21 protein-coding genes are annotated in these 20689 nt (G+C 68.4%); 13 read left to right on the forward strand and 8 right to left on the reverse strand.

Annotated features, from left to right (window positions below; translation table 11 throughout):
* Positions 1 to 2 precede the first annotated feature (2 nt).
* The 3 genes from AncyloWKF20_RS13110 to AncyloWKF20_RS13120 form a co-directional block, all read right to left on the reverse strand.
* Positions 3 to 620 (reverse strand): Spy/CpxP family protein refolding chaperone, encoded by a 618-nt coding sequence (locus AncyloWKF20_RS13110; RefSeq protein WP_279314480.1) that lies wholly within the window; start codon positions 618 to 620, stop codon positions 3 to 5.
* 133 nt (positions 621 to 753) lie between these two features.
* Complete coding sequence (fumC, locus tag AncyloWKF20_RS13115) at positions 754 to 2145, reverse strand: class II fumarate hydratase (RefSeq protein WP_279314481.1); 1392 nt, start codon at positions 2143 to 2145, stop codon at positions 754 to 756.
* Between the two features lie 171 nt (positions 2146 to 2316).
* Positions 2317 to 3048, reverse strand: coding sequence for a hypothetical protein (locus AncyloWKF20_RS13120; protein WP_279314482.1), 732 nt, complete (start codon positions 3046 to 3048; stop codon positions 2317 to 2319).
* A gap of 418 nt (positions 3049 to 3466) precedes the next feature.
* Here AncyloWKF20_RS13120 and AncyloWKF20_RS13125 point away from each other — a divergent pair, with 418 nt between their 5' ends.
* From AncyloWKF20_RS13125 to AncyloWKF20_RS13150, 6 genes are all read left to right on the forward strand, one after another.
* Positions 3467 to 3655 carry a DUF4169 family protein gene (locus AncyloWKF20_RS13125; RefSeq protein WP_279314483.1) on the forward strand — a complete coding sequence of 63 codons (189 nt, stop codon included), beginning with the start codon at positions 3467 to 3469 and terminating at the stop codon, positions 3653 to 3655.
* Entirely contained in the window at positions 3652 to 3930 is a 279-nt protein-coding gene (locus tag AncyloWKF20_RS13130) for a ribbon-helix-helix domain-containing protein (protein WP_279314484.1), read from the forward strand. Before AncyloWKF20_RS13125 ends, AncyloWKF20_RS13130 begins: the two co-directional genes overlap by 4 nt.
* 184 nt (positions 3931 to 4114) lie before the next feature.
* Entirely contained in the window at positions 4115 to 5269 is a 1155-nt protein-coding gene (gene hflK, locus AncyloWKF20_RS13135; protein WP_279314485.1) for an FtsH protease activity modulator HflK, read from the forward strand.
* The gene (locus AncyloWKF20_RS13140) at positions 5266 to 6207 is read left to right on the forward strand and encodes a protease modulator HflC (RefSeq protein WP_279314486.1); all 942 of its coding nucleotides are present in this window, start codon (positions 5266 to 5268) and stop codon (positions 6205 to 6207) included. Before hflK ends, AncyloWKF20_RS13140 begins: the two co-directional genes overlap by 4 nt.
* A gap of 12 nt (positions 6208 to 6219) precedes the next feature.
* On the forward strand, positions 6220 to 6405 hold the full coding sequence (locus AncyloWKF20_RS13145) for a DUF2065 domain-containing protein (protein ID WP_267584996.1): 186 nt from the start codon (positions 6220 to 6222) through the stop codon (positions 6403 to 6405).
* A 189-nt stretch (positions 6406 to 6594) separates the two neighbouring features.
* The gene (locus tag AncyloWKF20_RS13150) at positions 6595 to 8142 is read left to right on the forward strand and encodes a Do family serine endopeptidase (protein WP_279314487.1); all 1548 of its coding nucleotides are present in this window, start codon (positions 6595 to 6597) and stop codon (positions 8140 to 8142) included.
* Between the two features lie 105 nt (positions 8143 to 8247).
* On the opposite strand, the gene AncyloWKF20_RS13155 is transcribed toward AncyloWKF20_RS13150, so the two are convergent.
* Together AncyloWKF20_RS13155 and AncyloWKF20_RS13160 are read right to left on the reverse strand one after the other, a co-directional pair.
* Positions 8248 to 8787 carry a DUF1036 domain-containing protein gene (locus tag AncyloWKF20_RS13155; RefSeq protein WP_279314488.1) on the reverse strand — a complete coding sequence of 180 codons (540 nt, stop codon included), beginning with the start codon at positions 8785 to 8787 and terminating at the stop codon, positions 8248 to 8250.
* Positions 8756 to 10045, reverse strand: coding sequence for a glycerate kinase (locus tag AncyloWKF20_RS13160; protein WP_279314489.1), 1290 nt, complete (start codon positions 10043 to 10045; stop codon positions 8756 to 8758). Before AncyloWKF20_RS13160 ends, AncyloWKF20_RS13155 begins: the two co-directional genes overlap by 32 nt.
* Positions 10046 to 10222: 177 nt before the next feature.
* Here AncyloWKF20_RS13160 and AncyloWKF20_RS13165 point away from each other — a divergent pair, with 177 nt between their 5' ends.
* From AncyloWKF20_RS13165 to AncyloWKF20_RS13175, 3 genes are all read left to right on the forward strand, one after another.
* A complete protein-coding gene (locus AncyloWKF20_RS13165) occupies positions 10223 to 11128 on the forward strand; it encodes an N-formylglutamate amidohydrolase (protein WP_279314490.1) in 906 nt (301 codons plus the stop codon).
* A gap of 35 nt (positions 11129 to 11163) precedes the next feature.
* Entirely contained in the window at positions 11164 to 11487 is a 324-nt protein-coding gene (locus tag AncyloWKF20_RS13170; RefSeq protein WP_279314491.1) for a DUF1244 domain-containing protein, read from the forward strand.
* A gap of 174 nt (positions 11488 to 11661) precedes the next feature.
* Positions 11662 to 11940, forward strand: a complete 279-nt coding sequence (locus tag AncyloWKF20_RS13175) for a DUF2312 domain-containing protein (RefSeq protein ID WP_213757108.1) — start codon at positions 11662 to 11664, stop codon at positions 11938 to 11940.
* 79 nt (positions 11941 to 12019) lie between these two features.
* Here AncyloWKF20_RS13175 and AncyloWKF20_RS13180 read toward each other — a convergent pair whose 3' ends face one another.
* Together AncyloWKF20_RS13180 and AncyloWKF20_RS13185 are read right to left on the reverse strand one after the other, a co-directional pair.
* The gene (locus AncyloWKF20_RS13180) at positions 12020 to 13678 is read right to left on the reverse strand and encodes a DUF882 domain-containing protein (RefSeq protein WP_279317967.1); all 1659 of its coding nucleotides are present in this window, start codon (positions 13676 to 13678) and stop codon (positions 12020 to 12022) included.
* Positions 13679 to 14027: 349 nt separating this feature from the next.
* The gene (locus AncyloWKF20_RS13185; RefSeq protein ID WP_279314492.1) at positions 14028 to 16070 is read right to left on the reverse strand and encodes a L,D-transpeptidase family protein; all 2043 of its coding nucleotides are present in this window, start codon (positions 16068 to 16070) and stop codon (positions 14028 to 14030) included.
* Positions 16071 to 16437: 367 nt separating this feature from the next.
* On the opposite strand from AncyloWKF20_RS13185, the gene purE reads away from it, so the two are divergent.
* The 4 genes from purE to AncyloWKF20_RS13205 all read left to right on the forward strand — a co-directional run bounded on the left by purE (position 16438) and on the right by AncyloWKF20_RS13205 (position 19679).
* The gene (gene purE, locus AncyloWKF20_RS13190) at positions 16438 to 16938 is read left to right on the forward strand and encodes a 5-(carboxyamino)imidazole ribonucleotide mutase (protein WP_267584990.1); all 501 of its coding nucleotides are present in this window, start codon (positions 16438 to 16440) and stop codon (positions 16936 to 16938) included.
* Complete coding sequence (locus tag AncyloWKF20_RS13195) at positions 16938 to 18023, forward strand: 5-(carboxyamino)imidazole ribonucleotide synthase (RefSeq protein ID WP_279314493.1); 1086 nt, start codon at positions 16938 to 16940, stop codon at positions 18021 to 18023. The genes purE and AncyloWKF20_RS13195 overlap by 1 nt, the downstream gene beginning before the upstream one ends.
* A gap of 124 nt (positions 18024 to 18147) precedes the next feature.
* Positions 18148 to 19113 (forward strand): ferric reductase-like transmembrane domain-containing protein, encoded by a 966-nt coding sequence (locus AncyloWKF20_RS13200; RefSeq protein WP_279314494.1) that lies wholly within the window; start codon positions 18148 to 18150, stop codon positions 19111 to 19113.
* Between the two features lie 92 nt (positions 19114 to 19205).
* Positions 19206 to 19679 carry a nuclear transport factor 2 family protein gene (locus tag AncyloWKF20_RS13205; protein WP_279314495.1) on the forward strand — a complete coding sequence of 158 codons (474 nt, stop codon included), beginning with the start codon at positions 19206 to 19208 and terminating at the stop codon, positions 19677 to 19679.
* Between the two features lie 4 nt (positions 19680 to 19683).
* Here AncyloWKF20_RS13205 and miaA read toward each other — a convergent pair whose 3' ends face one another.
* A complete protein-coding gene (gene miaA, locus AncyloWKF20_RS13210; RefSeq protein ID WP_279314496.1) occupies positions 19684 to 20616 on the reverse strand; it encodes a tRNA (adenosine(37)-N6)-dimethylallyltransferase MiaA in 933 nt (310 codons plus the stop codon).
* Between the last annotated feature and the right edge of the window lie 73 nt (positions 20617 to 20689).

Consider the following 20689-nt stretch of genomic DNA (forward strand, 5'->3'; position numbering starts at 1 on the left):
GATCAGAGCGGCTCGCCGTCGGGGCCACCAGGGCCGCCCGGCCCTCCAGGAGGCATCGGGTGGAAGCCGGGACCGCCCCAATCGGGACCACCACGGTCCGGGCCACCGCGTCCGGGGCCGCCATGCGGGCCGTGATGACGGTCCCAGCGCGCCATGCGCGGCCCCTCGACCTGCTTGAACAGGATGGCGAAGCGACGCTGCTGCTGATCGTCGAGCGTCTTGAACAGCGGATCGGCGGCATCCACCACCTTCTTCAGGCCCTCGCCACGCTCCAGCATGCCATCGGCGCGCTCACGCAGCCGCACGATGACGTCCGGCCGATCGCCGGGGCCCTTCTGTTCGGCGCGCTCCTCGCGGTGTTCCAGCCGCCGGTCGATGCGCTGCTGGGAATAGTCGCGCAGCGCCGCTTCCAGCGCCGGCCAGAGCTTGTCCTGCTCGGGGGTGAGCTTCAGCCCGGCCTTGAGCGCGGCGATATGGGCGTCGCTCATCGCGCCGGCATTTTCCGCCATCTGCTGCGGGGTCAGTCGGGGACCGTCGCCCTTGAAGTTCGGCGCGGCCACACCGAAGGCGGCACTGGCAAGCAGGGCGGCGGCGGTCGCGGCAATGATTGTGCGTTTCATCGGCCTCATCTCCTTCTTCGATGAGACCGATGTTGCGCGCCGCATCCCGAAATCTCAAATGAAACTTCGGTAATGCGGCGCGTTAATCTTTAGACACGCAAATGAACAGGCATTCATCTGCATGAATGTCAGATTAACCCGGCGAGATCATCTTCTCCGGGCGGACAACAGCATCAAACTCTTCATTGGTGACGTAGCCACCACCGACAGCCTCATCGCGCAGCGTGGTGCCGTTCTTGTGCGCGGTCTTGGCGATCTTGGCGGCGTTGTCGTAGCCGATCTTCGGCGCCAGCGCCGTCACCAGCATCAGCGAGCGCTCCAGCGCCGCCTTGATGTTGTCCTCGCGGGCCTCGATGCCGACGACGCAATTGTCGGTAAAGCTGACCGCCGCATCCGCCAGCAGGCGCGCCGACTGGAGGAAGTTATAAGCCATCACGGGGTTGTAGACGTTCAGCTCGAAATGGCCCTGGCTGCCGGCGAAGCTAAGCGCGGCGTTGTTGCCGAACACCTGCACGCACACCTGCGTCAGCGCCTCGCACTGGGTCGGGTTCACCTTGCCCGGCATGATCGAGGAGCCCGGCTCGTTCTCCGGCAAAGCGAGCTCGCCAAGGCCCGAGCGCGGGCCGGAGCCGAGCAGGCGGATGTCGTTGGCGATCTTGAACAGCGACACCGCCACCGTGTTGATCGCGCCATGGGTGAACACCATCGCGTCATGCGCGGCGAGCGCCTCGAACTTGTTCGGCGCGGTGGTGAAGGGCAGGCCGGTGATGGCGGCGATGCGTTCGGCTACCTTCTCGGCAAAGCCGATGGGAGCGTTCAGCCCGGTGCCGACGGCGGTGCCGCCCTGGGCGAGTTCCATCAGCGCCGGCAACGTCTGCTCGATGCGCGCAATGCCGTTCGTCACCTGCTGGGTATAGCCGGAGAATTCCTGGCCGAGCGTGAGCGGGGTCGCGTCCTGCGTGTGGGTGCGGCCGATCTTGATGATGTGCTCCCACGCCTTGGACTTGGCGGCGAGCGCGTCGCGCAGATGGGTGAGCGCGGGAAGGAGCGTCTTAACGACCTCCACCGACGCCGCGACATGCATGGCGGTCGGGTAGGTATCGTTCGACGACTGGCTCATATTGACGTGGTCATTCGGGTGAACCGGCTTCTTCGAGCCCTTCTCCCCGCCGAGAATCTCGATCGCGCGGTTCGAGATCACCTCATTGGCGTTCATGTTGGTCTGCGTGCCCGAGCCGGTCTGCCAGACCGAAAGCGGGAAATGCGCGTCGAGCTTGCCGTCGATCACCTCCTGCGCGGCGGCGATGATGGCATCCGCCAGCTTGGGGTCGAGATGGCCGAGGTCGCGGTTGGTTTCCGCCGCCGCCCGCTTGATGACGCCGAGCGCGTGGACGATGGGCAGCGGCTGCTTTTCCCAGCCGATCTTGAAATTGCCGAGCGAGCGCTGCGCCTGCGCGCCCCAATATTTGTCGCTCGCCACCTCGATGGGCCCGAACGTATCGGTCTCGATGCGGGTGCTGCTCATCTTGAAAACCTCATCAGGTCGGCTGGCTGATAATGTGGCGCCTGCGCCACTTGGACGCGCAGCACTTACCATGCGGACGAAACCGGCGGAATGCGACCTCGGGCGGACATTGCACCAAGGCGATGTGCCCCCGGTCACCGAGCCCCGCGTCTCCTTGGACCGCGGGCAAGCTCAGCGCACCGCCTCTATCAGGCGGCGGAACCAGGGGTGCTGGGAGACCGACCAATGGGTCATCTGGTGCATCTGACTGTCCGCCTCGCCGGCAGAATAGGCTCGCACGCAGCCTGAAAACGTCGAGAGCCCTTCGCGGGCCGCCCCGCACGCGCCGCGACCGACCCAACTTTCATAGGCGTAACGGTCGGCGGTCACCTCCGGCTCGGGTAAACTGGCCAGATAGGACGCGGTCGCCCACCAGAAATTATACCAGACCCAGCCACCGCTCGCCGGGAACATGCCCGCAAGCGCGATGCCGTCGCGCTCCATCAGCATCAGCCAGCGCTCCCAGTGCTCGAACGTGCCGCGGGTGAGTGCCCGCTCGACCCGGCTGCGCACCCGGATGTTCCGGCTGATGCCCTTCGAGTGGAGATAGGCGACCCGCCCGTCCGGGTGCGCGCAGGCCAGCGTCCAGAGGTGATGCAGCGCCCAGTATTCATAACGATTTTCGTCGTGGACGATGATGGTGGCGGGCGCCTCGCACAGACCGGCCGCGAAGTCGGCTACTCCCGCGGTGTTGTGTGGGTCGGTGATGACGATGCTGAGCGCGGCCCGATCGAGAAGTCCGAAGCGCCGCAGATCGGCGATCTGGCCGGCCATCACCGCGCGCCAATTGGACCCTGGGTGCACATAGAAGCCGTAGACCAGGTAGATCGGCCCTCGGGAACCCGCTGCAATCCCTACCGGCATGGACCATGTCCTAACGGAACATACTACCGGTAGCGATTACCTGTGACACACGCAAGACGGGAACGCTCCGGCGCGCACGTCCCGCGTCCGGCAAGGGAACTGCACGCCGAATTTATGACGAACACACGATCACGAACGCGTGATGAACGTAAAAGCCTGGCATACCAGTCCTCAGGCGCCAAGCGACAGCGATTGCGGCCCGAACCTGACGAAATAGATCACTTCTTACGTGTATTTTCGCACTATCCCGCGCTTTTGCGGCTTTTGAATACGCTCCGACGCCGCAAAACCTGTTAAAAAGCTCAGGGAGTGCACAAAGATCACCTTTCCTGATGCAATGTTTGGTGATCGGATTCTGAATTACGGCATTGACGGCCATCAAAGACGACGCCACATCATTGTGCGGAGCGGAGTACCAATGTCGGACATCGTGAATCTTCACCGCCATCGAAAGCGGATTGCGCGCGAAGAGGCGGAACAAAAAGCCGCCGCCCGACGTTTGGAGTTCGGCCGCACAAAGGCCCAGCGTGCAACGGAAGCGGCCTCAGAGCGAAGGAAAGAAATGTCGCTGGACGGGCACAAGCGAGTTCGAGAGGGCGAGACATGAAGAGTCCCGTGGTCAAGCGATCCATTGTTATCGCAGGACACAAGACAAGCGTAAGTCTGGAAGATCAGTTCTGGGATGCGCTGAAGGAAATAGCGGCAAGCCGTCGCACGACGCTGTCGGAAATTGTGGCCTCGATCGATTCGGGTCGCAATCAGGGCAACCTGTCGTCGGCGATCCGGCTCTATGTGCTGGCCTATTACCGCAACCCGACATCGGGGCGCGAACAGGTCGAGCACGCGAGTAATGGTTCACATATGCGCTCTACCGTTGCGTAAGCGCGTCTTGTTACCCATATGCCACCCTGCGAAGGCGCGTTGTAAGCGGGTGCCACGTCACCTATAACCGCCGTCGTCGTGCCTCCCGTCGGGAGGATACGCAACCCCTCTGCACGGTGGCGTCTGGTGGTTCTGCGTTTGCGAGCCCCATACCTGTCGGGCGCGCAAACGGAGTGGCCGCGGAATGTCGTGGAAGAACCAGAGCGGTGGACCATGGGGTGGTGGTCCGCGTGGTCCCTGGGGTACCGGCCCACAATCGTCAGGGCCCAACTCTCCTGATCTCGAAGATCTGATCCGTCGGGGCCAGGAAAAGCTCCGCACCGCTCTTCCGGGAGGCGTCGGCAGCGGCAAGGGTATTCTTGCCGTTGTCGTGATCGCGCTGGTCGCGTGGCTGCTTTCCGGCTTCTACCGCGTCGAGCCCGACGAGCAGGGCGTCGTCCTGCGCTTCGGCAAGTTCGTCGGCACGACCAATCCCGGCCTGAACTACCATCTGCCCTACCCGATCGAGACCGTGCTGACCCCGCAGGTCACGCGCGTCAACCGCATCGACATCGGCATCCGCACCGGGGACGATCCCCGCCGCGGCGCCGCCATGCGCGACGTGTCGGAAGAGAGCCTGATGCTCACCGGCGACGAGAACATCGTCGACGTCGACTTCGCCGTGTTCTGGATGGTGAAGCCCGCCGCGGCCGGCTCGGCCGAGGATATCGGCGCCGCCAACTTCCTGTTCAACGTCCAGAACCCGGAAGGCACCATCAAGGCCGTGGCGGAAAGCGCCATGCGCGAGGTGGTCGGCCGCACCAACATCCAGCCCATCCTCACCGGCGCCCGCCAGAACATCGAGACGGCGGTGCACGACCTGATGCAGAAGACGCTCGACAGCTACCGCTCCGGCGTCCTCATCACCCAGGTCCAGTTGCAGAAGGTCGACCCGCCCTCGCAGGTCATCGACGCCTTCCGCGACGTGCAGGCCGCCCGCGCCGACGCCGAGCGTCTGCAGAACGAGGCGCAGGCCTATGCCAACCGTGTCGTCCCGGAAGCGCGCGGTGAATCCGCTCGCATCACCCAGGGCGCGCAGGGTTACAAGGAGCGCGCGATCATCGAGGCGCGCGGTCAGGCCTCCCGCTTCCTGAGCGTGCTCACCGCCTATCAGAAGGCCCCCGACGTCACCCGCGAGCGCCTCTATCTCGAGACCATGGAGCGCGTGTTCGACGGCATGGACAAGGTCATCATCGACCAGTCCACCGCCGGCAGCCAGGGCGTGGTGCCCTATCTGCCGCTGGGCGCCCTCGACGCCCGTCGCGCCCCCACGACCGCCGGCCAGGGAGCGGCCCAATGAAGAACAGCCTTGGTATCGTTCTCGCCGTTCTCGTCGCGGTAGGCGCCATCATCCTCTACTCGGCCCTGTTCAGCGTCTACCAGACGCAGCAGGCGCTCGTGCTGCGCTTTGGCGAGCCCGTGCGCGTGATCGAGCAGCCCGGCCTCAACGCCAAGATCCCGCTGGTCGACAGCGTGATCTTCATCGACAAGCGCATCCTCGATCTCGAAAACCCCTCGCAGGAAGTCATCGCGGCGGACCAGAAGCGTCTGGTCGTGGATGCCTTCGCGCGCTACCGCATCGTCAACCCGCTGCGCTTCTACCAGTCGGTCGGCAATGTGGAGGGCGCCAATTCCCGCCTCGCCACCATCCTCAACTCGGCGCTGCGCCGCGTGCTGGGTGAATCCACCTTCACCCAGGTGGTGCGTGACGAGCGCGAGACCCTGATGGCGCGCATTCGCGATCAGGTGAACCGCGAGGCCGGCAATTTCGGCATCAGCGTGCTCGATGTCCGCATCCGCCGCGCCGATCTGCCGGAAGCCAACAGCCAGGCGGTGTTCCAGCGGATGCAGACCGAGCGTCAGCGCGAGGCCTCCGAAATCCGCGCCCAGGGTGCGGAAGCCGGCCAGACCATCCGCGCCCGCGCCGATCGCGACTCCACCATCATCGTGGCTGAGGCCAATGCGACGGCCGACCAGCTGCGCGGTGAAGGCGATGCCCAGCGCAACGACATCTTTGCGCAGGCCTATAACCAGGACCGCGGCTTCTTCGAGTTCTACCGCTCGATGCAGGCCTATGAGGCGTCGCTGAAGAAGGGTGAGACGCGGATGCTGCTCTCGCCGACCTCGGAGTTCTTCCGCTTCTTCAACGCGCCGAACCCGGCGGGTAGCCCGGTGCCGAGCACGCCGCCGACGGTGGCTCCGGCTACGGGCGCCGCCCCGGCAGCGCCCGCCAACTGATCCGGCGGAGCAATGTCGGATCTCATCGTCGCCCTGGCATTGGTCCTCGTCATTGAAGGGCTGATGCTGGCGGCGGCTCCCGGCGCTGTCCGCCGGGCCATGGAGTCGATCGGGCAACTGCCCGATCCGCCTCTGCGCCTCACCGGCCTCATCGGCGCCGTCATCGGCGTCGTGGTGGTCTGGATCATCCGCGGCTGAGGCCGCGTCGCGATTTCGCAAGGGGCGCCCCACCGGGCGCCCCTTTTGCGTTGGGTGTCGCGCTGCGACGCCTCGGCTGTGCCGCTCGCGCGCTTTTGGCTTGCATCGGCTTGGCGCCGGGCTAGCGTCAGCCCCTCGGTTAGTAAGAGCGGGGACGGCGACGCCTCCCCCTGCGGCGAAGGAGGCAGCATGACCAACGGGTTTGATGCGGCGGCGGGTACGCCCCGGCGAGATCGCTCCGGCTCGCGGCGCGCCCGCCCCTTGCGTCGCCAGCTGGCCGCGCTGCTGCTCGCCTGCCTCGTCGGCGGCACGCTCGGCCTTGCCGGGCACCCGGCCGGCGCGGCGGCCGTCAAGGGCCCCGACTCGGTCGCCGACACCGCCGCCAATGTGATGGACGCGGTGGTCAACATCTCCACCTCGCAGACCGTGGCGCCCTCGCGCAGCGTGCCGACGCCGGAGCTGCCGCCCGGCTCGCCTTTCGAGGAGTTCTTCGAGGAATTCTTCAAGCGCCGCCAGCAGCAGGGCGACGACAACGCGCCGCGCCGCGTCTCCTCGCTCGGCTCGGGCTTCGTGATCGACGCGAGCGGCTTCATCGTCACCAACAACCACGTCATCGCCGATGCCGATGAGATCTACGCCAATTTCGCCGACGGCTCGAAGCTGAAGGCCGAGCTGGTCGGGCGCGACACCAAAATCGACCTCGCTTTGCTCAAGGTGACGCCGGAAGAGGGCAAGCCACTGAAGGCGGTGAAGTTCGGCAATTCCGACGTGCTGCGCGTCGGCGACTGGGTGATGGCCATCGGCAACCCCTTCGGCCTTGGCGGCACGCTCACCGTCGGCGTGATCTCGGCCCGCAACCGCGACATCAATAGCGGGCCCTATGACAATTTCCTGCAGACCGATGCCGCCATCAATCGCGGCAATTCCGGCGGACCGCTGTTCAACATGGACGGCGATGTGATCGGCATCAACACCGCCATCATCTCGCCCTCGGGCGGCTCCATCGGCATCGGCTTCGCCGTGCCCTCCAACACCGCCATCCCGATCATCGCCCAGCTCAAGGAGTTCGGCGAGGCGCGGCGCGGCTGGATCGGCGTGCGCATCCAGCAGGTAACGCCGGAAATCGCCGAGAGTCTCGGTCTCGGCCGGGCGCGCGGCGCGCTGGTCGGCGCCGTCACCGAGGATGGGCCGGCCGCCAAGGGCGGCATCAAGGCGGGCGACGTGATCGTCTCCTTCGACGGCAAGGAGGTGAAGGACACCCGCTCCCTGCCGATCATCGTCGCCGATACGCCGGTCGACAAGGAAGTCGAGGTGGTGGTGATCCGCAAGGGTGCCGAGCAGAAGCTGAAGCTCGCAGTCGGCCGCCTCAACGAGGCCGAAACCGCCGCCGCGACGCCGGACGCGCCCCCCGCCAAGCCGGAGGCGCCGAAGGTCGCGACGCAGAAGCTGCTCGGCCTCGAACTCGCCGAGCTGACGCCCGAGCTGCGCACCCGCTTCAAGATCAAGGACGAGCTCAAGGGCGTGGTGGTCATATCGGTGGAGGCCGGCTCGGTCGCCGCCGAACGGGGCATCGCGCCGGGCAACCTCATCGTCGAGGTCAACCAGGAGGCGACCGCGACGCCCAAGGACATCGAGAACCGGCTGGCCACACTAAAGAAGGATGGGCGCCGCTCGGCCCTGCTCATGATCACCGACCCCGAGGGTCAGGTGCGCTTCACCGCCCTGCCGGTGGACTGAGCGCGGCCGCCAAGCACCCGCGAAACGCAAAGGGCCCGCCATTGGCGGGCCCTTGTTCATGCGATGTCTCGTCCAGCGAAGCGCGGTCAGTCAGGGAAAGCGCGGTCAGGGCTTCTTCGGCGGCGCCGGAGGGGTGGCTCGGCCATCGCCGGGCGCCGGAGCGGCGGAGCGCTGCGGCTCGGTGAGCTGCACCGTCCAGCTCTTCTGCTCCTGCGTATCCACCTCGAAAAAGCCGGTGCGGTCATAGCCGCGCGCCAGGCAATCGGCGATGCCGCGAATGGTGAACTCCTTTTCGCGGGTGCACATATAGGCCTTGCCGGACCATTCGCCGCCGAGGTCATAGTCGATCGCGTAGACATAGTAGTAGCGCGCGACCAGATCGCCGCGCAGCAGCGTCTCGCAGCTATTGGCGCCGATGTTCCACCAGCCTTCGGTCGCCCAGCTATTGCCGTCCTTGTAGCCGAGCGCGATGCCGACTCGGCTGGAGGAGCGGTTGCACAGTCGGAAATCGGCAGCAGCCGGCGACGGCGCCAGCGTTGCGGCCAGCACCGGCAGCACGCCCGCCGCCAACAGCACGCGCGCCCGCGCCCGCCGGAAGCGGGAGGGGTTCGGCTTAGCTGTCGATGAAAACGGCGCGGAAATCATTGACGTTGGTGCAGGTGGGGCCCGGCGTCAGAAGATCGCCCAGAGGCTCGAAGAACCCCGTGGAATCGTTATTGGCGAGAAAGGCGGCAGGATCGAGACCAGCGGCGCGGGCGCGCGCCAGCGTGTCCGGCACGACATAGGCGCCGGCGGGATCGGTGGCATCGCCGCCGCCGCCGTCGGTGCCATCCGTATCGCCGGCCACCGCATAGATACCGGGCGTGCCTTCCAGTGCCACGGCGAGCGCCAGCGCGAATTCCTGGTTCGGGCCGCCCCGGCCCTGGCCGCGCATGGTGACGGTGAGTTCGCCACCCGAGAGCAGCACGGCCCGCTTGCCGGCGGCCTTCAGCTCGCGCGCCTTGGCCGCCTGCGCGGCGGCGACCTCGCGGGCCTCGCCCTCCAGATTGTCACCGAGCAGGATCGGCTCCAGCCCCGCCTCGCGCACCAGGCGCTCGGTGGCGATGAAGGAATCCACCGGGCGGGCGATGAGATGGTACGCGGCATTGGCGAAGGCCGCGTCGCCGGGCTTGGGCGATTCGTTCGCCGCATCCTGCAGCGCCGCCGCGATCGAGGCCGGCGGTTCGATCTTGTAGCGCGCCAGCACGGCGCGGGCGTCCGCCAGCGTCGAGGGATCGGGCACGGTGGGGCCGGAGCCGATCACCGCCGGATCGTCGCCCGGCACGTCGGAAATGGCGAGGGTCACCACGCGCGCGGGCTGCGACAGCGCCGCGAGACGACCGCCCTTGATGCGCGAGAGATGCTTACGCACCGTGTTGATCTCGGTGATATTGGCGCCCGAGCGCAGCAAGGCGCGAGTGAGCGAGCGCTTGTCGTCGAGATCGACGCCATGGGCCGGGGCAATCCAGTTCGCCGAGGCGCCGCCCGAGAGCAGCACCAGCACCAGATCGTCCGCGGTCGCGGAGGCGGCGAGGTCGATCGCCTTCTGCGCGCCGGCAAGACCCGCCGCGTCCGGCACCGGATGGCCGGCCTCGACCATCTCCAGACGCCGGGTGGGGCGGCCATAGCCATGGCGGGCGACGCCGATGCCGGCGAGGCGCGCGGGATCGAGCCCCGCATCGAGATAATGCTGTTCGGCGACTTCCAGCATCGAGCCGGCGGCCTTGCCGGCGGCGAGCAGGATCAGGCGGCCCTTGGCCGGGGCCGGCGGCAGCACGGGGGGCAGGCAGGTCGAGGGATGGGCCGCCGCCACCGCAGCGGTAAACAGCTTGTCCAGAAAGGCACGCGCCGACGTGTCGCTCATCTCGAATCCCTACCCCGCCCGATCGGGCCACTGCCGGCGGTTGGTCCGCCATGATGCCTTAGCGCGCGCCGGCTCGAATCCCCCGCTCCCGCGCGACGCGAAACGGGCGTATTCCTATGGCACTCAGAATGCCACGTCACTATCCTCTACGCACTTAGTCGCATCGCACAGGCAAATATGCGCCGCCTCCCGACGCACGACCCCGCCCAGCCCCTCGACGAGCCGCTCGATCCGCGTCTCTCGCCCGATGCCGGGGAGATAACGAGGCCGGACGACGTCCCGCCCGTCGAGCGCCTTGCCGGCGATCCGGCCACCGGGCTGATCCTACTGTGCGACCATGCCTCCAACGCCCTGCCGCCCGCCTATGGCTCGCTCGGCCTGCCGGCGGAGCAGCTCGCCCGCCATATCGGCTACGACATCGGCGCCGCCGGTGTGACACGCCGGCTCGCCCAACGCCTCGGCTGCCCGGCGGTGCTCTCCTGTTTCTCCCGCCTCTTGATCGACCCAAATCGCGGCGAGGACGACCCGACGCTGGTGATGCGCATTTCGGACGGCGCCATCATCCCCGGCAACCGCCATGCCGACGCAGCGGAGATCGAGCGGCGCATCGCCCGTTTCCACCGCCCCTATCACGAAGCCATCGGCGCGGAGATCGACGCGGCGCTGGCGGCGGGCGTCATTCCCGCCATCCTCTCCATGCACAGCTTCACCCCTGTCTGGCGCGGCCTCGCCCGGCCCTGGCACGCCGCCGTGCTGTGGGATGCCGACCCGCGTTTCACCCGCGAACTGATCGACGCGCTGGAAGCGCCGGGCGACCTCATCGTGGGTGACAACGAGCCCTATGACGGCGCGCTGAAAGGCGACTGCCTCTACCGCCATGCGACACGGCGGGGTCTCGCCAGCACGCTGCTGGAAATCCGGCAGGATCTCATCGCCGATGAGGACGGGCAGGAGGAATGGGCCGAGCGGCTCGCCGGCCTGCTCCCGGCGATCCTTCAAGGAGAGGCGCTGCACCGCATCGAGTGGCATGGCTCGCGCACCGGCCCGGTCGCGCCTATCTATCCGCCAGACACGCTCGCCTGAGCGCACCGCACGGACCCGATCACCGGGAGGCCCACATGACCGACACCCCCACCGCCCCCGCCGCGCTCGACGCGGCCACTCGTACCGAGCTGGAGGCCGCCGCCTTCCGCCGGCTAGTGGCGCATCTGCAAGCCCGCACCGACGTGCAGAACATCGACCTGATGAATCTCGCCGGCTTCTGCCGCAACTGCCTGGGCAACTGGTATCTCGACGCGGCCCAGCAGCGCGGCCTGCCCCTCACCAAGGAGGAGAGCCGCGTCGCCGTCTACGGCATGCCCTATGAGGAATGGAAGGCGCGCCACCAGAGCGAGGCGACCCCGGAGCAGAAGGCCGCGTTCAAGGGACCGGGCCAGCACTGAGCGGATCATCCACAGGCCGCCGGTGGATAGCGGGTGCAGCCGGAGCCTGCGCGCGTTGGTGACGGCCCGCCGCCTTGACGGCGCCCCATCCTTGGGTTTCCTGTCCGGCCCAGCTTTCACCCACACGCCGCCGGACCTTGCTGCCCGCGGTCGGCCCGTTCCCCCGGAGACGCTATGTCCGACATTCCCAACGACCAGCCGCTGTCCGATGCCGCCGCCGGCTTCGCCAAGGAGCAGCTCAAATCCTTCATCGAGCGCATCGAGCGCCTCGAGGAAGAGAAGAAGACCATTGCCGAGGACATCAAGGACGTCTTCGCCGAAGCCAAGGGCACCGGCTTCGACGTCAAGGCGCTGCGCGAGATCCTGAAGATCCGCAAGCAGGATGCCGACCAGCGGGCCGAGCATGAGGCGATCGTCGACCTCTACATGCAGGCGCTGGGCATGCTGAGCTGACCGGGCTCAATCGCTCGACATGAAAAAGCCGGCCGGGTCATCCCCGGCCGGCTTTTTAGTATGTGACGACGAATGTCTCTCAGAGCGGCTTCTTGAGGGGCGTGGCGCCGGAGACCATCGCCACCACCGGCACGGCGACCACGGCGGCGCCGGCAGTGAAGTGGCTGGTCGGCAGGCTGGCCGCACCCTGCGTGAAGCCGCCCGCCACCACCTGGCGCGGCGGGGCGACGAAGGCCGCGAAGCGCCGCAGTTCCGGCGTGCGCAGCACGGCGTTGCGCGAGACGGTCGGGCTGCTGAACAGGCGGCGGATTTCCGCCTGCATCTCCGCATTATGCGCGGCCGTGCCCGGCTTCGGCGCGGCGGCAGCGGGCGCCGCAGCGGCGGAAGCGGTCGGCGGTGTGGCAGCGGCACGCGGCGCCGGGGCGCGACCGGGCTGGAGGCGCTCGCTCGGGAAGATCATGTCGCCGGCGGCGGACGCATAGGCGAGCGGCGGGGCGGCGCCCTGCGAACCGACGATGATTTCGGGAAGGCCGACCGTCGCGCCCGGCGTCGTGCCGCGTGCGACCTCGCCCGGCCGGGCCGGCGGCAGCGGCGCGAAGGTGCCGGCGCTGGCGACGACGACAGGCTGAACCCCGGTAGCGTCAGCCGGCGGCTGATGGCGCGGCGTCGGCAGCGGCACGGCAGCGGCAAGCGCGGCCAGAGCCGAGGAGCCCGACGCAGCCGGAGAGCCCGTCGCGGCGGCGGGCGTCGCGGCCGGCGCGGATGCGACCACGGTACGGCCAAGCGGGTGCGGCGCCGGCAGCGGCACGGCGACGGGCGCGGCCGCCGCGACGACGGCCGGAGCAGCCATAGCGGGCGCACTGGCGGGCACGGGGGCTTCCTCGGCATCGTCGGCCGCCGCTACAGCGACCGGCGCCGGAGCGCGCGCCGCAGGAGCCTGACGGGTCGGGGCGGCCGGGGCCGTATCCGCCTCCTCCTCGTCATCCTTGCCGAACAGCGCCGCGAAAATGTTCTTGCCGCCCGCGCCGGTCCGCTTGGGATCATTGCCACCGGACAGGCCGGCAAAGGCCGCCCCGGCGCCGCCGGGCTCGGAGCCGCGCGCCTCGACTTCAGCCAGTGCGAGCGCGTAGCCCGGCATCGGCTTGCCATCGGCGGGAATATGGACGGTCTTCCCATCGGGGAAGACGCGGGCGAGCTCGGGCCGGGTCATGCGCGGCCAGTGGCGGATGCCGCCAGTGTCCATATGGACGAAGGGCGAGCCGGAGGTGGGGTAGAAGCCAACGCCGCCGCGCTCCAGCCGCAGGCCGGCCTCGCGAATCTTCGCCAGCGGCACGCCGGGAATGTAGAAGTCCATCGCCTTGCCCTGCATGTGCAGGCTGGTCTTGGCGACGCCGCGCGAGCGCTGGCGGAGCATGGAATTGGTCTCGGGCGAGCGATAGCCGCCGATCACCTGGATCGGCTGGGTCGCGCCGGTCTCGCGGTAGACTTCCCACACGATGTCGAACAGGCGCGGGTCCATATTGGTGGACTCCTTGCGCCGCCAGTCCTGCAGGAGAACGTTGAGCTGCTTCAGCGCCGCCGGGTCATAGCGCCCATTGCGCTTAAAGGTGACCGTGGCGCTCTCGCCGGAATGGACGTGGTGCAGGGTGATGGTGCGCGTGTCGCCATTGGCCACCGCGTTCTGCAGCATGTCGGCACTGCCGAGAGTGACGAGCGCCGCGAGGGCGGCCGTCTTGATGGCGCGCGCTGCGGCAGAGGACTTGCCGGCGCGTTTGCTGCGAAGAACCGATGTGATGCGCACGTACCCGTACCCGAAACCCGAAAGGAACGTTTCCTGAGACGACACGGTCGGTAGCGACCGGGCCGGACATGGTGAACATAGTCTTGTCGGGTTTGGTTAAGGGGCCGTTACGCCCCAAGCCATACCTTGCGGAAGCATGGCTAGGGGGAGACTGTGGCAAAAGAGTGCCAACCTAAAAAATTCGTAATGTTGTACCGTTTTGAACTGCATTCTTGGTTAACAGTGTCTGAAACAACACGTTAAACCACGCAATACTTCCGCTACGGCAGCAACAAAACCCGCGCCGTCACCGTGGCGCCACCACTCCGCCACGATCCGCCACGCGCGTGCCGTTGAGCCCAAGCATCGCCTTGGTGGCGTCGTTGATTCCGTAGATGTCCTCGCGCGACACCAGCTGCCCCTCGGCATCCACATAGGTGGTGAAATAGACGATATGGACCGGGAAGCGCTGCTTCAGGTTCAGGTACTTCTCGTCGCCGCCAATGAGCGAGTTGATTCGCTGCTGGCTCCAGCCATCGCCGGGCAGCCCGACGCTGAACAGCACCTCGGCGAATTTCAACGGCTCGAACACGCGCACGCAGCCATGGCTGAAGGCGCGCCGGTCACGGGCAAACAGCGCGCGGCTCGGCGTGTCGTGCAGATAGACCGAGTGCTTGTTGGGGAACATGAACTTCATGCGACCCAGCGCGTTGCGCTCGCCCGGCGCCTGCCGGAACGCATAGCCCTGCGAGCCCCGGCTCCAGTCCACCGTGCCGGGGTCGATGATGCGCCCGTTGCGCACCACGTCGATGCCTTGGCGGTCGAGCGCATAGGGGTCGGCCTGCAGCTTGGGCAGCATCTCGTTCTTGATGATGCCCGGCGGCACGTTCCAGGACGGGTTGAACACCGCGTACTGCATCTGCTCGGACATCAGCGGCGTCTGGTTCTCGGGCTTGCCGACGACCACGCGCGTCTCATGGATGGTCTGCTCGTTGACGACGATGCGGACCATGTATTCGGGAATGTTGACGATCACATAGGTCGGCGCGACCTGATGCGGCAGCCAGCGCCACCGCTCCATGTTGGCGATGATGTCGTCAAGGCTGTCGCCCGCGCCCTCATTCAGCACGGCGAGCGTGCCGCGCCCGACAATGCCATCGGGATTGGCGCCGGAAAGCCGCTGGAAGTCGCGCACCGCCTCCATGAGATAGGCGTCGTAGACAAAATCATCCGGCGCCCCGCCAATGCCCAACCGGGCACGCAGCAGCGGCACGCGCGGGTCGCGGTCACCGGGGCGGATCGAGGGGCCGGCCGGGATCGGCGCGTGAACGACGCCCGCCCCTTCCGCCAGACGACGGCCGAGCTGAGCCTTCAGCAGGCGATACTCGTCATAGTGCGGGGCGAAGGACGCATAGGCCTTGCCCGCATTCTCCGCCGCCGAGACGGTGGCGAGCACATCGAGCGGGTCCGGCACGGACGGGCTCGGATCGACGTCCTTGGAGATGCGCTTGGGGTCGAAACGCCCGCTCTGCACATGACGGGCATAGACCAGCGTGGTGGCGGCGAGGCGCAGCTCGTAATCGGCCAGCGCCGCCTCGTCCGGGTGAGCCGGCAGCGGCGGCACGGTGTAGTCGGCGGGGTTCAGCCCTTCCGCCGCCGCGCCGGTGAAGGCGCCGAGCGCGGCGAGGCCGAGCGGGGTCACCATGCCCTGCGCGACGAAGATGGGCTGAAAGTTGCGGGCGGCATAAAACGCGGCGAGCGCCTGCTGCTCGGCCGGGCGCTGGGCGTAGCGCGACAGCCGGTCGGAGATGAGCGCGGTAAGCCGCTCGGACACGCCGGCATCCGGCCGGGGCGCCTGCGGCGCACTGACCGTCGCCGGGGTGGAGGTGCCCGTGGCCGGGGCGGCCGGGGTCGCGGCCGCCGGCGTGACGGGGGCGGGCGTCGCCGTACCGGTGCCGGTCTCCGGCGCGCCATTTCCGACGGAAGGCGCCGGGGTCACCGGATTGGCCGGGGCCGCGCTGGCGGGTGCCGGATTGGCCGGCGCCTCGGTCTTCGGACGGGTGTCGTTGATATCGAAGGGCGCGGGGTCATGGCCCAGCGCGGCCAGCAGCGCGGCGCCCTGCCCGGCGCTGGTCATGCCGGCGCGGCCAGGATCGAAGGCGGCAACCGGCTGGCCGGTGCCATTGCCGGCGCGCTCGGTGGCGATGGCCGCACCGGAATTCTCCTGCGCCCACGCGGCGAGCGGCATCAGCAGCACGCCAGCCATCAGCAGCGCGAGCGCCGTGCCCGCCAGATGCCGCGCGCGGCCCGCCCCGAAACTCACGCCGATAGTCACGCCACGCCCGGCCATCGCTCTCTCCACTCGTCCCATCCACTCTCGCGACGGGAACGCACTCATCCGCGCTTGGGTCGCACGGCTTCAACTCACGAACGCGCAATTCATGCCTTCCGGCCGCCGGCGTCGCCCGGAAGCCACACCCTCGCGGCCACGCTGTCGCCAGGCAAACCCTTGCCCGCACTGTTGCCGCCGGCCGGTAAAGGTCGTGTTAAGCATGATGCCACCTTACCCGCGCTTTTTCATGTCGGCGGGCGGGAAGGCGCGGGAGCTTAGAGGAGGGCGCGGCACCATGCCCTGACGATGCCCGCGCCTTCGCGCTTGCCGGCGGGGCGGCGATTCCTATAATCCGCGCCTTCTTTTTCGGGGGAACCGGACCAGCATGAGCGACCAGACGGCAGGCGACGCGCGCCCGATCGCCATCATCATGGGCAGCCAGTCCGACTGGGAGACCATGCGCCACGCCGCAGAGACGCTGGAAGCGCTCGGCATCGGCCATGACTGCCTCATCGTCTCGGCCCACCGCACCCCGGACCGCATGTTCAGCTTCGCCAAGGGCGCCCGCGCCGCTGGCTATAAGGCGATCATCGCCGGGGCCGGCGGGGCGGCGCATCTGCCGGGCATGGTGGCGGCGCTGACCAGCCTGCCGGTGTTCGGCGTGCCGGTCGAATCAAAGGCGCTCTCCGGCCTCGACAGCCTCTATTCCATCGTGCAGATGCCCGCCGGCATCCCGGTCGGCACGCTCGCCATCGGCAAGGCCGGGGCGACCAATGCCGGCCTCCTTGCCGCCGCCGTGCTCGCCATCACCGACACCGCGCTCGCCGAGCGCCTCGACGCGTGGCGCGCCGCCCGCACCGCCGCCGTCACGGAGCGCCCCGTCTGATGTCCCGCACCCTCAAGCCCGGTGACACCATCGGCATTCTCGGCGGTGGCCAGCTCGCCCGCATGATCGCCCTCGCCGCCGCCCCGCTGGGGCTGAAGGCGCACATCTTCGCTCCCGAGGATGGCAGCCCGGCCTTCCAGGTCGCCGATGCGGTGACGCAGGCGGCCTATGACGACTTCGCCGCGCTCGAAGCCTTCGCTGGGGCGGTCGATGTCGTCACCTATGAATTCGAGAACGTGCCGGTGGAGACCGCCGCCTTCCTCGCCAGCCATGTGCCCGTGCATCCCGGCGCCCGCGCGCTCGGCATCACGCAGGACCGGCTGGAGGAGAAGACCTTCGTCTCCCGCTTGGGCATCGAGACCGCGCCCTTCGCCGAGGTGAATGACGAGGCCCAGCTCGAGGCCGCGCTGGCCGAGATCGGCCGGCCCGCCGTGCTGAAGACCCGCCGCTTCGGCTATGACGGCAAGGGGCAGGTCATCATCCGTGCGGGCGATGACGCCGCCGCCGCCTTCGCCGCCATCGGCCGCCATGCGGCGATCCTGGAAGGCTTCGTGCCCTTCGAGCGCGAGGTCTCCGTCGTCGCCGCCCGCACCGAGGATGGCCGCTTCGCCGCCTTCGAGGTGACGGAGAACGAGCACCGCCACCACATCCTTCACCGCTCCACCGTGCCGGCGGATGTCTCGCCGGCGGTCGTCGCCGTCTCCGCCGAGATCGCCCGCCGCATCGGCGAGGCGCTCGGCTATGTCGGCGTCTTCGCGGTGGAGATGTTCCTCGTCGTGGTTGAGGGCACGCAGGGCGTCATCGTCAACGAGATCGCCCCGCGCGTGCACAATTCCGGCCACTGGACGCTGGACGGCTGCGAGACCAGCCAGTTCGAGCAGCATGTGCGCGCCATTGCCGGCTGGCCCCTCGGCGCCACCGACCGGCGCGGCCGGGTCGAGATGACCAACCTCATCGGCGACGAGGCCGACACGTGGCTGGCCGTGCTCGAAGAGCCCGGCGCGCATCTGCACCTCTATGGCAAGGCGGAAGCCCGCCCCGGCCGGAAGATGGGCCACGTTACCCGCATCTTCGCCGAGGACTGACGCCGCATTGCGGCACGGGCACGGGAATGGACTGCTCACGCCATCGTGCGGTGCGCCGTTGAAATTGCGCCCCGCGTGAGGGCGTATAGGCGGGCAGACCCTCCTGCCATGGACCGCCCGCTTCATGCCCTTCCTGCGCGAACCCTCCGGCAAGCTGAGCCCTGAGAAGATCGGCGCGCTGCTCGTCGTGCTGCTGCCGCTGGTGCTGCTGGCCGTGCGCGCGCTCTCCGGCGGCTTCGCGCCCCCTGCACCCTTTGGCGCCCCACCCGGCCTGGGTGGAGGCGGATTGGGTGGAGGCGGACTGGGCGGCGGCGGACTGGGCGGCGGCGCGCTGCCCGGCGAACCGGCGCTTGGCGCCCGGCCGCTCATCGAGGTCATCCGCTTCATCGGCGACTGGACCATCCGCCTGCTGCTGGTCACACTCGCCGTCACTCCGGCCCGGCGGCTGTTCAACTGGCCGAAGCTGCTCGCCGCACGCCGCACGCTCGGCCTCGGCGCGGCGCTGCTGCTCACCATTCATTTCGCGGTCTATCTGGTCGATCTCGGCGATCTCGGCATGGCGGCGCGGGAAATCGTGCTGCGCATCTATCTCACCATCGGCTTCATCGCCCTCCTCGCCTTCGCCGCCATGGCGTCCACCTCGTGGGACGGCGCGGTGCGTCGGCTCGGTGGCGAGCGCTGGAAGCACCTGCACGCGCTGATTTACCCGGCCACCGCGCTCGGCATCCTGCATTTCTTCATGCAGCAGAAGCTCGACGTGACCGAGCCGACGCTGATGGCGGGCCTGTTCGTCTGGCTCATGGGCTGGCGGCTGATGCAGCGCTACGGGCGCGGCACGGGGCTCTTGAACCTCGTCGCCCTCGCGGTCGTGGCGGGGGTGCTGACGGCGCTGCTGGAAGCCGGCTGGTATCTCGCCGCCACCGGCATCGACCCTGCCCGCGTGCTCGCCGCCAATCTCGCCTTTTCCTATTCCATCCGCCCGGCCTGGTGGGTGTTCGGCGCCGGCCTCGCGGTTGCGCTCGCCAGCGAGGTGGCGCTGCGCCTGCGCCCGCTGCCGGTCCGCCGTGCCTCGCGCCCGGCCCGTGCCTGAGGACATGGCCGCCTGGCGACCCCACCGGGTGATTCGACAAGCCGCGCCGGTCGCCCGGTAGGAGACTGGCGCTGAGATCAAGGGAGACGCCCATGTCCGAGACCCGCCCGCCGCTGCCGCCCTTCACGCATGAGAGCGCCGTCCAGAAGGTGCGCGGTGCCGAGGATGGCTGGAATTCCTGCAATCCCGAACGCGTCAGCCTCGCCTACACGCCGGACAGCCAATGGCGGAACCGCGCGGAATTCGCCACCGGCCGCGCCGAAATCGTCGCCTTTCTCACCCGCAAATGGGCGCGGGAACTGGATTACCGCCTCATCAAGGAGCTCTGGGCCTTCACCGGCAACCGCATCGCCGTGCGCTTCGCCTATGAGTGGCACGACGATTCCGGCAACTGGTTCCGCTCCTATGGCAATGAGAACTGGGAATTCGCCGAGAGCGGCCTGATGCAGCGGCGATTCGCCTGCATCAACGACCTGCCGATCGCCACCGGCGACCGCAAATTCCACTGGGACCGTTCCGGCCCACGCCCGGCCGATCATCCCGGATTGAGCGACCTCTGCCTCTGACCGATCAGGCGCCACCGCCAAAGCGGGCGCGCAGCAATTCCTGCGCCTCGGCCTTCGGGAGCGCGGTCCAGCCCTCCAGCTGATGGCGGAACCAGGTGTCCTGCCGCTTGGCATAGCGGCGCGTATCGAGAATGCCGCCCGCGATCGCCGCCTCAAGGTCGATCTCGCCCGCGAGATGGCGCGCGAACCACGGCACGCCATGCGCCTTGAGGATGGTGCGGTCCTCGGGCAGGCCGCGCGCCAGCAGGGCCCGCGCCTCCTCCAGCGCCCCCGCCCCCATCATCAGGTGGAAGCGGCGGGCAATGGCGTCGCGCAGCGCCGTGCGGTCGGTGGCGAGAAAGAGCTTCAGCGCATCATTCCCGGGCAGCACCGGCTCGCTCGCCCGCTCCGCCTGCCACTGCGCCAGCGGGCGGCCGGTCGCCTCGAACACCTCCAGCGCCCGCATCAGCCGCTGCGTGTCGGAGGGGCGCAGCCGTGCCGCCGTCTGCGGGTCCACCGCCATGAGCCTCGCGTGGAGTTCCGGCGCCGGCAGGTCGAGCCCCCGCACCCGCGCCCGCACCTCGGGGGGGATCGACGGCATTGGCGCCAACCCCTGCGTCAGCGCCTTGAAATAGAGCCCGGTGCCGCCGATCACGATGGGCAATTGCCCGGTCGTTTCTGCCTCGATGATCGCCGCGCGGGCATCCTCCAGCCAGTGGGCCACGGAATAGTCGGCGGCCCCGTCCACATGGCCGTAGAGACGGTGCGGCGCGCGCGCCTCCTCCTCCACGCTCGGGCGGGCGGTGAGCACGCGCAGGTCGCGATAGACCTGCATCGAATCGGCATTGATCACCACGCCGCCGATCCGTTCGGCGAGGTCCAGCGCCAGCGCCGACTTGCCGCTCGCGGTCGGCCCTGCAATAAGCACCGCGCGCGGGCGCTCCGCCTTTGTCGTCACGCCCGTCTCCCCGTTGGCGCACTCAGCCGTGCCGCCCTCGCTTTTTGCCCGTTGCCGCCCCGGCGGCAAGTCC

Source organism: Ancylobacter sp. WKF20, assembly GCF_029760895.1.
Classification (GTDB): domain Bacteria; phylum Pseudomonadota; class Alphaproteobacteria; order Rhizobiales; family Xanthobacteraceae; genus Ancylobacter.

Bases quoted from the DNA above. Each gene is read 5' to 3' on its own strand.
- AncyloWKF20_RS13110 (WP_279314480.1), bottom strand. From the start codon at position 620: ATGAAACGCACAATCATTGCCGCGACCGCCGCCGCCCTGCTTGCCAGT.
- fumC (WP_279314481.1), bottom strand. From the start codon at position 2,145: ATGAGCAGCACCCGCATCGAGACCGATACGTTCGGGCCCATCGAGGTG.
- AncyloWKF20_RS13120 (WP_279314482.1), bottom strand. From the start codon at position 3,048: ATGCCGGTAGGGATTGCAGCGGGTTCCCGAGGGCCGATCTACCTGGTC.
- AncyloWKF20_RS13125 (WP_279314483.1), top strand. From the start codon at position 3,467: ATGTCGGACATCGTGAATCTTCACCGCCATCGAAAGCGGATTGCGCGC.
- AncyloWKF20_RS13130 (WP_279314484.1), top strand. From the start codon at position 3,652: ATGAAGAGTCCCGTGGTCAAGCGATCCATTGTTATCGCAGGACACAAG.
- hflK (WP_279314485.1), top strand. From the start codon at position 4,115: ATGTCGTGGAAGAACCAGAGCGGTGGACCATGGGGTGGTGGTCCGCGT.
- AncyloWKF20_RS13140 (WP_279314486.1), top strand. From the start codon at position 5,266: ATGAAGAACAGCCTTGGTATCGTTCTCGCCGTTCTCGTCGCGGTAGGC.
- AncyloWKF20_RS13145 (WP_267584996.1), top strand. From the start codon at position 6,220: ATGTCGGATCTCATCGTCGCCCTGGCATTGGTCCTCGTCATTGAAGGG.
- AncyloWKF20_RS13150 (WP_279314487.1), top strand. From the start codon at position 6,595: ATGACCAACGGGTTTGATGCGGCGGCGGGTACGCCCCGGCGAGATCGC.
- AncyloWKF20_RS13155 (WP_279314488.1), bottom strand. From the start codon at position 8,787: ATGATTTCCGCGCCGTTTTCATCGACAGCTAAGCCGAACCCCTCCCGC.
- AncyloWKF20_RS13160 (WP_279314489.1), bottom strand. From the start codon at position 10,045: ATGAGCGACACGTCGGCGCGTGCCTTTCTGGACAAGCTGTTTACCGCT.
- AncyloWKF20_RS13165 (WP_279314490.1), top strand. From the start codon at position 10,223: ATGCGCCGCCTCCCGACGCACGACCCCGCCCAGCCCCTCGACGAGCCG.
- AncyloWKF20_RS13170 (WP_279314491.1), top strand. From the start codon at position 11,164: ATGACCGACACCCCCACCGCCCCCGCCGCGCTCGACGCGGCCACTCGT.
- AncyloWKF20_RS13175 (WP_213757108.1), top strand. From the start codon at position 11,662: ATGTCCGACATTCCCAACGACCAGCCGCTGTCCGATGCCGCCGCCGGC.
- AncyloWKF20_RS13185 (WP_279314492.1), bottom strand. From the start codon at position 16,070: ATGGCCGGGCGTGGCGTGACTATCGGCGTGAGTTTCGGGGCGGGCCGC.
- purE (WP_267584990.1), top strand. From the start codon at position 16,438: ATGAGCGACCAGACGGCAGGCGACGCGCGCCCGATCGCCATCATCATG.
- AncyloWKF20_RS13195 (WP_279314493.1), top strand. From the start codon at position 16,938: ATGTCCCGCACCCTCAAGCCCGGTGACACCATCGGCATTCTCGGCGGT.
- AncyloWKF20_RS13200 (WP_279314494.1), top strand. From the start codon at position 18,148: ATGCCCTTCCTGCGCGAACCCTCCGGCAAGCTGAGCCCTGAGAAGATC.
- AncyloWKF20_RS13205 (WP_279314495.1), top strand. From the start codon at position 19,206: ATGTCCGAGACCCGCCCGCCGCTGCCGCCCTTCACGCATGAGAGCGCC.